This window comes from Acinetobacter sp. YH12039 (genome assembly GCF_013420015.1).
Taxonomy (GTDB): domain Bacteria; phylum Pseudomonadota; class Gammaproteobacteria; order Pseudomonadales; family Moraxellaceae; genus Acinetobacter; species Acinetobacter amyesii.
In genome coordinates this window covers 65739-79701 of the sequence record NZ_VOZA01000009.1, presented here as the reverse complement: position 1 = coordinate 79701, position 13963 = coordinate 65739, and the positions used below count along the sequence as shown (strand labels likewise).

General features: G+C 40.2%; 12 protein-coding genes. 4 read left to right on the top strand and 8 right to left on the bottom strand.

Annotated features, from left to right (window positions below):
* Window positions 1-9 precede the first annotated feature (9 nt).
* The 3 genes from rbtA to cxpE all read right to left on the bottom strand — a co-directional run bounded on the left by rbtA (window position 10) and on the right by cxpE (window position 3880).
* Window positions 10-1821, bottom strand: a complete 1812-nt coding sequence (gene rbtA, locus FTT98_RS06090; RefSeq protein ID WP_180177161.1) for a rhombotarget A — start codon at window positions 1819-1821, stop codon at window positions 10-12.
* A gap of 118 nt (window positions 1822-1939) precedes the next feature.
* Window positions 1940-2644 (bottom strand): DnaA regulatory inactivator Hda, encoded by a 705-nt coding sequence (gene hda, locus FTT98_RS06085; RefSeq protein ID WP_078190380.1) that lies wholly within the window; start codon window positions 2642-2644, stop codon window positions 1940-1942.
* A gap of 18 nt (window positions 2645-2662) precedes the next feature.
* The gene (gene cxpE, locus FTT98_RS06080) at window positions 2663-3880 is read right to left on the bottom strand and encodes a chloramphenicol efflux transporter CxpE (RefSeq protein WP_180177160.1); all 1218 of its coding nucleotides are present in this window, start codon (window positions 3878-3880) and stop codon (window positions 2663-2665) included.
* 134 nt (window positions 3881-4014) lie between these two features.
* Here cxpE and purM point away from each other — a divergent pair, with 134 nt between their 5' ends.
* From purM to FTT98_RS06065, 3 genes are all read left to right on the top strand, one after another.
* Window positions 4015-5085, top strand: a complete 1071-nt coding sequence (purM, locus tag FTT98_RS06075; RefSeq protein ID WP_078190382.1) for a phosphoribosylformylglycinamidine cyclo-ligase — start codon at window positions 4015-4017, stop codon at window positions 5083-5085.
* A 9-nt stretch (window positions 5086-5094) separates the two neighbouring features.
* Window positions 5095-5724: a phosphoribosylglycinamide formyltransferase gene (purN, locus tag FTT98_RS06070; RefSeq protein ID WP_180177159.1), complete on the top strand. Its 630-nt coding sequence runs from the start codon at window positions 5095-5097 to the stop codon at window positions 5722-5724.
* A 275-nt stretch (window positions 5725-5999) separates the two neighbouring features.
* Entirely contained in the window at window positions 6000-6437 is a 438-nt protein-coding gene (locus tag FTT98_RS06065) for an META domain-containing protein (RefSeq protein ID WP_180177158.1), read from the top strand.
* A gap of 82 nt (window positions 6438-6519) precedes the next feature.
* On the opposite strand, the gene FTT98_RS06060 is transcribed toward FTT98_RS06065, so the two are convergent.
* Window positions 6520-7329 carry an alpha/beta fold hydrolase gene (locus FTT98_RS06060; RefSeq protein WP_180177157.1) on the bottom strand — a complete coding sequence of 270 codons (810 nt, stop codon included), beginning with the start codon at window positions 7327-7329 and terminating at the stop codon, window positions 6520-6522.
* On the bottom strand, window positions 7326-8351 hold the full coding sequence (gene sppA / locus FTT98_RS06055) for a signal peptide peptidase SppA (RefSeq protein WP_180170269.1): 1026 nt from the start codon (window positions 8349-8351) through the stop codon (window positions 7326-7328). The genes FTT98_RS06060 and sppA overlap by 4 nt, the downstream gene beginning before the upstream one ends.
* Before the next feature lie 128 nt (window positions 8352-8479).
* On the opposite strand from sppA, the gene FTT98_RS06050 reads away from it, so the two are divergent.
* Window positions 8480-9448, top strand: a complete 969-nt coding sequence (locus FTT98_RS06050) for a lysophospholipid acyltransferase family protein (RefSeq protein ID WP_180177156.1) — start codon at window positions 8480-8482, stop codon at window positions 9446-9448.
* Between the two features lie 32 nt (window positions 9449-9480).
* Here FTT98_RS06050 and FTT98_RS06045 read toward each other — a convergent pair whose 3' ends face one another.
* From FTT98_RS06045 to FTT98_RS06035, 3 genes are all read right to left on the bottom strand, one after another.
* Entirely contained in the window at window positions 9481-11940 is a 2460-nt protein-coding gene (locus tag FTT98_RS06045; protein WP_180177155.1) for a DNA internalization-related competence protein ComEC/Rec2, read from the bottom strand.
* A 105-nt stretch (window positions 11941-12045) separates the two neighbouring features.
* A complete protein-coding gene (lolD, locus tag FTT98_RS06040) occupies window positions 12046-12729 on the bottom strand; it encodes a lipoprotein-releasing ABC transporter ATP-binding protein LolD (RefSeq protein ID WP_111883937.1) in 684 nt (227 codons plus the stop codon).
* Complete coding sequence (locus tag FTT98_RS06035; protein WP_180048730.1) at window positions 12722-13957, bottom strand: lipoprotein-releasing ABC transporter permease subunit; 1236 nt, start codon at window positions 13955-13957, stop codon at window positions 12722-12724. Before FTT98_RS06035 ends, lolD begins: the two co-directional genes overlap by 8 nt.
* Between the last annotated feature and the right edge of the window lie 6 nt (window positions 13958-13963).

Sequence of the window (13963 nt, the reverse complement as noted above, 5' to 3'; positions counted from 1 at the left end):
CTATCCAGACTATTTTTTAAAGCGACGAAATCCAACTAAGCCAAGCAGCGCAAAAATACTCGCCCAGCCTAGAGCACCACCCGAAGTTTTAACGGTTTTACTTTCCATTTCATTGTTTGGTTCTTGGAAAATACGCACTTCTGCAGCTAAATAATTTTTTGCCGAAGTATTAAAACGGGTTGAAGACGTCACCACACGCAATTCAAAAATATCTGCGCCATGCCAATTTCCATTTGGCGTGTATTCAAAATCACCATTCAAATTCAGTGTAAATTTACCTTTAGATTCGGTGCTTTGTACAATTATTGGGCAACCATCTTGCCATGGCTCACCCGTTGAATTTGCCATACCCATCACTTTTGTACATTCTTCTTTTGGAATTAAATCACTGTCACCTAATGCATCTAAAATATTAAACTTGGCCACTTCACCTGTACGAATGTCTTTACCTAATCGAGGCATGCTCACAGGAACCACAATTTCTATAGCCCCACGATCACACCAAACATCATCCAAATTACGATTTTTTCCACGCTGATCAGAAGACTCACAATACACATGATGCTCATTGCCATCTGCTGTGGTCTTCCCCTTATTTAATATCGGGCTTGAGAAAATCGTTTCGTAATCTAATAAAATACGAGGACGTAAATAACCAATAAATGCGTTATTTGCTGTGGTAAATGGACAGAAAAGTGCATTACGATCTTCTGTTAAGGTTTTACAGCTACCTTCATCTTCACCCGCAATTAAACTCGTCCCAGACCATACATCATTTAAATTTGCAGCAGGCCCAACAGGACAACTCGCAGCCACTAAGTTGTTATAAAAAACAGATTGGTCTGTTCCTGAGTTCACGACTTTACAATCTTGAGCGGTACCACTGAGCGCATTACCAATCACCACACTATTGGCTAAATAAGCATGCTCAGAGGTACTATTTAGTTCGATACCGCCACTGTTCTTCAGTACTGTAATATTATTGAGTGCTAAACCATCACGTAAGTTGACAGCAAAACCTTTGTTTTTGAAAAAGGTACTATTGGCAATGATATTTTGAGGGTTACTGAACACCAACTTGCTGATGTCTGCGAGCCCATTTTGATTGTAAACAATCGCTCGACCAGAAGTGCTTTCATTATTTTTGAACAAAGATGTATAGATTTCATAAGCCGGTGCTTCTGAGTAAATTGCACCACCATCTACCGCTTTGTTGTTTTGAAAAATCGTGGTTCGCATATACAGACGGCTTGCTACAGCTGCGCCATCTTCTGAGAATCCAACATTGTAGATTGCACCACCAAGTCGTGCATTACCATCTTCAAACTTTACATTTTCAAGTGTGAGTTTTTCATTATTAAAAAGGATGCCGCCTTTATCAGCGCACTGATCTTGCTTACATCCTTTAAATGAAATTTCTTTAAAATTGATCGCAATTAGTTCTTTTTCGCCGTCATTAATATTAAAAATTTGATCCTTACCGGTCATTTCAATGACGGCATTATTAAGACCGAGTACGACATCTTCATTGACGTTACTGTCATACGCCGTTTTCAGATTCAGTTCTGCTTTAATATCAATTTTTTTAGTGAGTTTATAAACTTCATTTTTTTTCAGAGAAATTGAGGCATAGGCGTCTTTCCCCCCGCAACCATTATATCCGGCTTCTGGCATACCATTATTGATATATTCTATGGCTTCACGAAGTGAACATTCCTTGTCATCCTTTACAACATCTTCAGTGGTTGTAACGGTAATTTCTGCGCTAAATGCATGACCTGCCATGAGAAGCATGCCAATGCCTATGCTCTGTTTGAGCATATCCATCTCCTTAAATATTTTTTATCTTTTTATTCTTAAGTTGCACAATCCTTGCAACATTAAAATATTTTTATGTACTTTGTCACAGCTTGAGTAATTACTCAAGAATTTTTATTGCTTACCGATATTCATCAATTAGGGCAAAAATTTGTCTTAAATTGGCATGACTCAATTTGACTTTTTCACCTTTTAACATCTGAATAAGTTGTTCTAAAGAGCGAAGTAAAATAGACGCCTGATGCGGCCCATGTGCCAACAAATAATCCACAATTTGTTGATCCATATGGATGCCACGTCGCGCTAAAACAGAGTTCACGAGCGCTTGACGGTCTGCGTATAAGCTACCATTCGGCACTTTCACACTAACAGCCTGAGTTAATCTAGACTGTAGGTCTGGCAGTTCAAGTTTGAGTTCAATTGGCGCTAGTCGAGATGAAAAGACCAATTGACCACCTTCTTCGTTATTATAGTTAATCAGGTGAAAAACAGCTTTTTGCCAATGTGGAACTCCACTGATGGCTTCAATATCATCTAAAGCCACCAAATCATAGCGATCAAGCGAAGTAATCGCTTCAGTTGGCGCATCGAGCAATTCAAGCAATGAAACTTGAATTGCTGATTTGCCAATTTCTAAATAGGAGTCACATATTGCAGACAGTAAATGGCTTTTTCCTGTGCCAGCTCCACCATAGATATAGAAACGATTCATTAAACCAGCATGTAACTGACGAACACCATCGATTACATGCCCCCAACTCGGCCCAGAAAAATCACTAATTCGGGCATCGAGTTGTGGTTCTATATCTAGCTGCAATTGACGCATATCTATATTTTGGCCTTATCAATCTTTATGTTCTGATCTTTCAATGTTACTCGAAATTTCAGGATCTTGCAGCGAATTTGCAGACTGATTTTTGAGCTCAATATCGACAGCAACTTGATTGGTTTCTATGTTTAAAGTGCCACTTGCAGCATCATTTACGACAAGTACATCATTTCGGTATAAATTACTTTTCTCGTAATTTTCGCGTGCATGACGTAATAAGACCACAATAATCGCTGCAACGGGTAGTGCAATGAGCATTCCGAGGAGTCCTGCCAATTGCGCGCCTGCAAGGACTGCAAATACCACTGCCACAGGAGACAAACCAATTTTGTCGCCTAATAAGAAAGGCTGTAAAATATAACCTTCTATCGCCTGCCCTACCATGAATACCACCAGTACTAAGGCCAAATGCACCCAATCCAAACCGAATTGGAACAGGCAAGCCACAATTGCCGAAATAATACCTACCGCAAAACCCAAATACGGAATAATACTGGCTAGACCCGCAATCATCCCAATGATGATGCCAACCTCAATACCGACTAATTGGAGTCCAACCGCATAAACAACACCCAATAAGAACATTACCAAGAATTGGCCTTTTACAAATGCACCTAAAACTTCATGACATTCGCCCACGATTGTGAGCGTGCTTTTTTCATATTTACGTGGAATAAGTCGACGCATGTTTTCTAACATTCGTTCCCAATCTAATAAGAAATAGAAAGCTATGATTGGAATTAAGACAATCGTGCCACCAATCTGTATGAAATTCAGACCCGATTGTGCCACTTTTAACAACATGGCTTGGATACTGTCTGCACTATAGTTGGTTTGAATATACTCCATGATCGCTGCTGACATTTGCTCTGTATCAATTTCCATCGGTACAAGATTAAATGTCTCTGATAACCACGGCAGGAATGTATAGTTGACCCAATGAATATTGCTTGGAATATTGTTTTTCGCATACATCAACTGTTCCCATACCAGTGGTAAGAGGAACCACATTGCAAGGAATATAGCAACACCAATTCCAATAAAGACCAAACTGATGGATAACCAGCGCGGCAAACCAATTTTATGTAATTTATCGACTAAAGGGCTAAATAAATATGCAATTAGAAATGCGCCGATAAAAGGAACAACTACAGGCTTTAATAAGTATAAAACCCATAGGATCAATGCTATCCCAGCAAGAATAAAAATTCGGCGCAAGGTGCGATCACCCATATAAAGTCACCTTTTTTCAATGTAATCGTTATAGAAAAGAAAATATTTTAATAAAGATAACATTTTAGTGCGAAATAGCATAAGAGTTTTGCATATTCAGGTTATAATCCCCGCGCGAATGCGGAGACTTCATTATGAGCAACTCAACTTCTACCCCAAACACTGGTTTAAGCTACAAAGATGCAGGTGTCGACATTGAAGCGGGCGACGCGTTAGTCGATCGTATCAAATCTGTCGCGAAACGTACTGCACGTCCTGAAGTAATGGGCGGTCTAGGCGGCTTCGGCGCTCTTTGTAAAATTCCTAAAGGTTATGAAGAACCTGTTCTCGTATCTGGCACAGATGGTGTTGGTACAAAATTACGTTTAGCATTGAATTTGAACCGTCATGACACAATTGGTCAAGACTTGGTTGCAATGTGCGTAAACGATCTTCTCGTATGTGGTGCTGAACCACTGTTCTTCCTTGACTACTATGCAACTGGCCACCTCAACGTTGACGTTGCAGCAAATGTTGTGACTGGTATCGGTGCGGGTTGTGAACTTGCAGGCTGTGCATTGGTTGGCGGTGAAACTGCTGAAATGCCAGGTATGTATGAAGGCGAAGACTACGACCTTGCAGGTTTCTGCGTAGGTGTAGTTGAGCAAAGCAAAATTATTGATGGCTCTAAAGTTAAAGCGGGTGACGTTTTAGTTGGTGTTGCATCTTCTGGCGCACACTCAAATGGTTACTCACTTCTTCGTAAAATTTTAGATGTGAAAAACGTTGACCTTACTCAAATCGTTGATGGTCGTCCACTTGCCGATACAGCAATGGAACCAACTCGTATTTATGTAAAACCAATACTTCAGTTATTGAAAGAAGTGGATGTACACGCAATGGCACACATCACTGGTGGTGGTTTACCGGGTAACTTACCTCGCGTACTGCCAAATGGTGCTCAAGCGGTAGTGAATGAAGCATCTTGGGAATGGCCAGAATTGTTCAAACTACTTCAAAAAGAAGGTGGTGTTGAACAATTTGAAATGTACCGCACATTTAACTGTGGCGTAGGTATGGTTCTCGTAGTTGATGCAGCAGATGCTGACAAAACTGTTGAATTACTCAACAGCCTTGGCGAAAAAGCATTCACAATGGGTCACATTGCAGACAATGCTGAATCTGTTGAAGGCGCTGACGAAAAAATCCGTGTAGTTTTCGCATAAGCAACGTTCATGATTAAAATTGCTGTACTTGTTTCAGGCAGCGGATCTAACCTGCAAGCCCTGATCGATGCCAATCTATCAGGTCAAATCGTTGGGGTAATTTCCAATAAACCTGATGCTTTTGCACTGCAACGTGCAGAAAAAGCAAAGATTGCAACTGCAGTCATTGAACACAAACAATATCCAAGTCGTGAAGCTTTTGATGATGTGATGCATCAACAACTGCTCGACTGGGATGTTGACTTGGTGATTTTGGCAGGCTTTATGCGCATTTTAAGCCCAAAATTTGTCAAAGCATGGGAAGGGAAAATGATTAACATCCACCCTTCTCTGCTGCCAAATTATAAAGGCATGCATACTCATCAACGTGTGTTAAACACTGGTGATGTCTTCCATGGCTGTACAGTTCACTATGTGACTGCAGAGCTAGATGCCGGCCAAGCGCTTGCTCAAGGTGTGCTTAAAGTCAATGTGCATGATCATGCTGAAAGTCTGGCAAATCGCGTTCACGTGCTTGAGCATGTGATTTATCCTCAAGTCGCAGAATGGATTTGTAATGGCACCATTCAACACACTGAAAACGGTGTTTTATATCGTGGTGAGCCTTTGCAACAACCTGTTCAATTCTGTAAGTTCTAAGCATCTGTATAATTTAACAATCAACGCATCTTAGGGTGCGTTTTGTTTTTTCAGTGCCAAATAAAACTCTATTTATTACTAAAATCTAAAATCTAAAATCTAAAATCTAAAATCTAAAATCCATTTTTGCAGAATGTTCAACTTTATGATCAATATGTAGTTTTTAGTTAAATTAAAGCTTTTAGCATCATTAAAATAATAAGCTTATATTGCAATTAGTAAACCTTATAAATCTAGAAATATTACATCCTTCAAACAAAAGTGGAGAAAATCACATGTTAAAATCCATCACACTGGCGACTTGTGCATGTATAACACTGGGTATGATTGGTTGTGCTACGACATCAAATCCGGCTACTGATCGTAATTTAGATAAATTACAAAACAAAAATTGGGTTGCGAGTGAAATTCAAGGCGTTAAGCTTGAAGCTGACCCTAACAATTCGAACGTACCCACCATCACTTTCGACGATACTCGTGTAAGTGGTTCTGATGGTTGTAATCAATTCATGGGCGGTTACGCTGTGCAAAAAACAAAAATCCAATTTTCAAACCTTGCTACAACACAAAGAGCGTGTTTGACTGCGACAAATATTCCTCAACATTTTTCGCAGGCATTGAGCCAAGTTACTCATTATGATGCCTCTAAAGATCATTTGAAATTTTTAGATGCCAACAACAAAGTTGTTTTACAATTTGAAAATGCGAAATAAATCTCAAAAGTAGAAAGTAGAATGTTTCATTCATAAAAAAAGCACTCTATAGAGTGCTTTTTTGTGTTGTCGTTTTTAAGGTTCAATGATGACGCTTAGACAATTTAAGTAAATTTTTGATCAATTCAACAGTTTCCACAGGATGTTCCAAGGGAAACATATGACTCCCCGCAGCAACTTTAAATGGAATCCCAAATTTTTTCTCAACCTTTTGTGGAAAGTGACGTGCCAAAAATGGCCCCTGCTCTGCAATTAACTGCTGCACAGGCACTTGTGGTTGAGTCTGAGGTAACCACCACAGTGAAGGATTGGTTCGAAAAATATGAACCTCATCATCACGTGAAATCGTTAATTCCACCCCACCACGCAGTTTATCGTCCATCAATGCATAATCAATATAAGCTTGATAACAGTCTGGATCGAAATCTTTATAAAAACCTTTCGGCCTTAAAAGCTCCGCTGCTTGTTCACGACTGTCCCAATGATCACGACGACGTTTCGACAAGCCTGCGGGCGACATTTTATCGAGGACTTTAAGTTTGAGGAGTTTTGCAATGTGCAAAGCAAAAGACTCTTTACCCATGATCATAGGCGGATCAATCATTAACACTTGTTCAAACAATTCTGGGCGTTGTAACGCAGCCTGAAATGTTAAAACCGAACCTAATGAGTGACCTAATCCAATCACCTTACGACCATTGGCCTGACGTACAATACTGTCTATTACCTGCTGTGTTAAGCTTTTCCAATGGTTATCGATTGGGTAACGCTTATCTGGCCCAAGTAACGGCACATAGATCACATCATATTCATCACTCAGTAAATCAAACAATTTTTGATAAACCTGTGATGGCACGCCATTGGCGTGCGCAAAATGAATTAACGGTTTCATTGTAACTTCGTGCTGTTTTCAGATTGAACCTGTTGTGACAATGCACTTGCCAAACCTTGACCAAATGAACTTCCCATACGACCTAGCACAGAATCAAATGGACTATTTTCAATGGTGTAGTTTACGGCTTTTTCAGTTTTCAATTCACGTTTCAGGCTATTTAAACTACCTGTACGGTCAGCAATACCCAGCTTCACAGCCTGATCACCTGTCCAAAATAAACCTGAGAAAATAGCCGGATCATTTGATTTTAATTTCTTACCGCGACCTTCTTTCACGGCATTAATGAAATGCGCATGAACGTTATCGAGTACACCTTGAACATGTGCTTTTTGTGCAGCATCGACAGGTTGAGTCATGGATAAAATCGCTTTGTTCTCACCCGAAGTCATGGTGCGATCTTCTACACCGAACTTTTGCATCAAACCACTAACACCATAATTCGGCATAATCACGCCAATTGAACCCACTAAACTTGAAGGGTTGACAATAATTTCATCTGCGGCAGACGCAATATAGTACGCACCTGAAGCACCAGTATCACCAATAATGGCATACAGTTTTTTATCGGTATGGGCTTTTTTCAAGTACTGAATTTCTTGCCAAATTTCATCAGACTGAACAGGTGAACCGCCCGGTGAGTTAATATTTAAAACAACCGCTTTGCTTTGTTTATTTTCATAGGCTTTTTTCAAAGCTTTGATGGTATTTGCACTGTTTACACTTTGCTTGTCCGCTGCAATGGTCCCAATGATATCAACCACGGCAATATGTGAGCCCACTGTTGCTGCAGGATCTGATGATGACATGCTGCAACTTTTTGCCATCGCAATGATAATAAATAGCAAATAAGCAAAGGTTAAAAATTTAAAAAATATACCCCATCTACGTGCTCTACGTTGTTCCTCAACGGAAGAAAGCACGGCTTTTTCTAATATTTTCCATTCATTTCCAGTTGGCTGCTGGATATTGTTTGAAGAACTTTGCTGTTTTTCTTCAGGTTTTGGTGGCCATTCGGACATAAAAAAAACCTAGTTAATCGTTAATTTGTAGTCATTATATACACGCTAATCGCTATAACTGTCTAATCAATTCATTTTCCCCTATAATTATTTTAAATTTTCTTTCATTTGTATCAGACTTAAACAAGATGACCGACCAAAATTCACAGGACACCACATATCACCTGTTAAAATTTATCAGCCGTCAACCTATTCAAATTTCTAGATTAATTGCAAAAGGTTTGGCTGGGTTAGTCAATGTTTTAAAAATCTCTAAAACCTACTCTACGATTCAACGCAATCTTAAAATTGCATTGCCTGAATTATCAGAGTCAGCTCGCATTCAACTCACTAAACAAGCGATTCGAAACGAACTTTGTTCTTATTTTGAATTTTTTAACATTTGGGGTGCAAGTACAGAAAAAAATATTCAACGAATTCATCACGTACATGGCGCTGAATATTTACATGAAGCGCTCGCCCTACAAAAAGGCGTTGTCCTCGTGGTACCGCATTTTGGCACATGGGAAATCATGAATGCATGGGTTGCGCAGTACACTCAAATGACCATCATGTACAAGCCGGTAAAAAGTGAATCTGCCAACAATTTTGTCCGTGCTGCACGAAGCCGCGAGCAAGCAACATTGGTTCCTACGGATGAATCAGGTGTACGTCAAATTTTCAAAGCCTTAAAACAAGGTGGGACGACTGTAATCTTGCCAGACCATACGCCCAATGCCGGCGGCGAAATGATCCCTTATTTTGGCATCCCATTAAAAACCAGCAACTTAAGTGCAAAACTAATTCAAAAAACCAAAGCACGTGCGCTCTTACTATATGCCATTCGTAACGATAATCATGGTTTTGATATGCATATCGAACCTATCGATGACAATATTTATCAAGGTAATGCAGATGATGGCTCGATGGTTATCTTTAAAGCAGTGGAAGATTTAATCCATCGTTACCCAGAGCATTATCACTGGAGCTATAAACGCTTTAAAGCCAATCCAAAATTGAGAAATCTATACAATATTAGTGATGAAGAGGCTGCTCAACGCATCCACGATATTCGTGAGGAATATCAACAACAGCAAACAATGACAGTGGCTGAATAACATCTTCACGCCTTGCCCTTGAGCGAGTTTCTCTATTCGGATTCTTTTGATAGGCTGCGATATAGATCAAGCCATTTATACTTTGTTCGCTCTTCGATCAACTCGATTTGCTGTTTATTTTGCTTGAAATGAATACTTCCACTTTGTGCGGTCTGTAAGAGTGGAATATCTAATTGTTTGAGTCGTGTTTGGGTCATCTTTGCAGGATGTCCATAACGATTAAATCGCCCCGCAGAAGCAATCGCCAACTTGGGCTTAAAATGGTTTAAAAACGCATAGGATGAACTATGCTGACTACCATGATGTCCAAGTACCAAAATATCGACTTTTAGGTCTGGATAATCACGTAATATTTGATATTCAGTCTCCCAACCCGCATCCCCCATCAATAGAAAATGTCTTGGTCCATTGACGCCTTTGACCGTCACATACAGTACACAAGAGCGTTCATTGGCATTCCATTGGGCATTTGTCAGATCTTCAGGCTTTGGCGAGAGTATTTCAAAATAGACTTGCTGATCCCAATTCCACTGCTGACCACGCTGACATAAACGCTGTGGAACTTGGTTCGTGGTTTGTACTCGCTCATTACTTGAAAGCTGCCCGATATCAAGCTGTTGCTCCAATGAGAAAAAACCACCGCTATGGTCTTGATCTAAATGAGTCAATAACACCCGATCTAGTCGATGGACACCATTCACACTCAAAAATGGCCGGATGATATTCTGCCCGACACTAAATTGACTTTCATCATAGTTTCCACCGAAGTCCACCATCATATGATGATCTACAGAACGGATATAGATCGCCTGCCCTTGTCCCACATCTAAAATTGAAAGCTGAAAATTTGCTGAATTTTTCCATGGAATAAACAGAGCAAAAAAGGTAATGACCGCCCAATATTTTGGCAAGATTCCTTCAGGTAAAAATAAGATTACTATGGCGAGTATCAACAGTACGATCTGAGTGGACGTCAATGCGACATCTTGCATTTGTGGTGCAAAGAGTCGATCTAAGCCATAGAGAAATACATGTAACACTTCTAAACACAGATCATTGAATAAAAAGACCAAATGCGCCAAAGGTGTAGAAATATATGAAAGTGCCCCTCCGATGATATCTAAAGGAACCACCACTGCCCCTAGCCACGGGATGGCGAATAAATTACTTAATGGGCTAATCCACGTGACTTGCTTGAAAAAAATCACCATCAATGGAAATAAGGCAACAAAGATTTTCCATTGTGATTCCACCATCAACCACATTGAATGTTTTAACTTTTGCCAAAAACTGACTTCTGTTTGAGCCAGTATATGCTTCCTTAAGGTTTGATAAATCCGCAGTAAAATAAAGCATGCGCCATAAGACAACCAAAATGCCGCGGATAAAATACTAAAGGGATCCACTAACAATAAAATTGCGGCACTAAAAACCAGCAGTTGAAAAGGCTGAATGGTTTGCCGTAACAACAGCATGCTACTGGCGACAAGGCAGATCGTCAGCGTTCTCAGCGCCGGTATTTCAAAACCGGTAAATGCACAATATACAAGGACACAGAAGATAAAGGGCACGACCAAAACATACTGTTTGGGCCATTTGAGATAGATTTTGGGACAATATTTTCGAATAGCTAACTGTATCGCCCAACAGAGCATACTGGCAAATACCAACACATGCGGACCAGAGATTGCCAATAAATGACTCATGCCAAAACGTTGAAATAATTCACTAGTGCCTTCAGTGAGTAAACTTTTATCGCCTGTAAGCAGTGCTAACAACAAGCCATGATTCCGCAGCGGTTGTTGATATATAAACGCTCTTAAATATAAACGTTGTTGTTCGACTTTTATTTTGAACTGATGTAACACACCTTGATGCCGTTGATACTGTTGACCATAGCCCATCGCAGTCATATGTCGAGGTGGTATCAATTCAACCGACTTCACCTTTAAACTGGCATGTATATTTTGCTGTATACTCCACCTTTCTTGGTCAAATGCACCTTCGGTCACATAGCTTTGGGTAGGTCTTAACTCACCATACATACGATAGTATTGTCCAGGGACCAACTGAATCGTCTGTTCATTATTTTGCAAAATTGAATTGGGTAAATGCGCCATAAAATATTGAATCTGCTGATTCATATTTAGCACTTCAATTTTTTGCTGAATTGCTTGGTCTTTGAGTTGGCTGATCTGTGGAATATACGCAATAAATTCGCCTTGTCTGCTCTGATGTTCAACCAATGCCAAACGCTGATCGAGTTGAGTATTGGCAAAACTAAAGCCGAGAATTGCGCCCATGCAAAGATTTGTACTGAGCTGTAAGATTTTCAAAAAAATACTTTTTAGTTTTGGTGAAATACAAAGCTGTAAACCTAGCCAAATAAGAACAATAAAAAGCAACTGAGCTGTCGAAATATGTGGATTCCAAAACCTGAACCCCATAAAAGAAATGCCTAAAATCCAGCCAATACAAAAGCTTTGCAACATAAGTCATCATTATTTTTATTATGTGCTGGCAATAATAAAGCCCACCGCGGTGAGCTTCAATCAAACAATCTTAATCCACTAATTTTTGCGAAATCAATTTAGCGCTTAGTCATCTACCCATAAACCATCTTGCATATGCAAAATCGCATCAGCAGATTGAGCTAAATATTCATCATGGGTCACGATTAACATGGCCATGTTAAATTCTTTACGCAACTCAGACAGCAACTCAAAAATCTTCACCGCGGTTTTGCGGTCTAAGTTCCCTGTTGGCTCATCAGCCATCATCAACTTAGGTTTTGCTACCAATGCACGAGCCAAAGCCACACGTTGACGTTCACCGCCTGAAAGCTCACCGGGTTTGTGCGTCATGCGGTGGGAAAGTCCAACGCGTTCCAAAAGATATTCAGCTTGCTGCTTCACTTCTTTGAAGTTACTCGACTTCCGTAACATTAATGGCATCGCCACATTTTCAAACGCGGTAAATTCAGGCAACAAGTGATGGAATTGATACACAAAACCTAAATGCTCATTGCGGATATAACCACGCTCTGCTTCACCTAAAGTGTCAAAGCGTTGACCATTAATCAACACTTGACCCGATGTTGGACGATCCAAGCCACCCAATACATGCAATAACGTACTTTTACCAGAGCCACTTGACCCCACAATCGAAACAAACTCACCTGCTTTGACTTGTAATGAAAGTCCACGAATTACATCGACTGTAGACTTCCCATCGGTAAAAGATTTGGTAATGTTTTGGGCATCTAAAACTAAATTACTCATAGCGTAGAGCCTCTGCAGGTTGAACTTTAGCTGCACGTAATGCCGGATAAATAGTCGCGATAAAGCTAAGACCCAATGATAAAGATACAATCACCACAACATCTTGCCATCTTAAATAAGACGGTAAATAGTTGATGAAGTAAGCATCAAACATATTTAAGCCCAATGTTGTATTCAACCAACCGACTAAATTACTAATACTCGATGCAGCGATAATCCCTAAAATCGCCCCAGACACCGTACCAATCACCCCAATCACTGTACCTTGCACCATGAAGATCCGCGTGATTGTAGCCGGTGAAGCGCCTAGAGTACGCAAAATGGCAATATCGGATTTTTTATCAGTAACCACCATCACCAATGAAGACACGATATTAAATGCTGCAACCAATACAATCAGGAACAGCAATAAACTCACCATTGCCTTTTCCATTTGAATCGCGCTGAATAGGTTGCCGTGTGTATAAGTCCAGTCAGAAGCATAGAAGTTTGCAGGTAGATCACGCACAATTTCTTGAGACACTTGTGGCGCTGCAAAAATATCATCCAACTTCATACGGATGCCTTGCGCACCGTCTGGTAGTCTTAATAAAGTTGATGCATCGTTCAGAGCAATATAGCCCATCATCGAATCAACTTCTGCACCAATACTGAAAATACCCACAATTTTAAATCGTTTAAAACGCGGAACGACCCCAGCCGGCGAAGGTGTTGCTTCAGGAAGCACCAAGGTCACACTGTCATTCAAACCTAAACCTAAGGCATCTGTCATTTGCTTGCCAAGGACAATACCAAACTCACCTTTTTTCAGGTTATCGATACTGCCTTCCACCATATGGTCTTGGATAATTGATACCTTTTTTTCATACTGCGGTTCAATCCCACTGACCATAATGCCAGACACTTGACCTTGTGCCGTCAACATTCCCTGTAATTGGGTGAATGGTGCGACCCCTTGAACATGCTCATGCTGCTCAATTTTTTTTGCAAGTTCAGGCCAATTTGTTAAAATTTGTGTTGAAGAAACAGTGGCTTGAGGTATCATTCCTAAGACACGAGTTTTCAGCTCACGATCGAAACCATTCATCACAGATAAAACTGTAATAAGGACTGCCACACCAAGCGTGAGGCCGATCATGGATACCAGAGCAATAAAAGAAATAAAGTGGTTACTGCGCCGAGCGCGAGTGTATCTCAACCCTATATACAGCGAGATTGGTTTAAACATAACCAT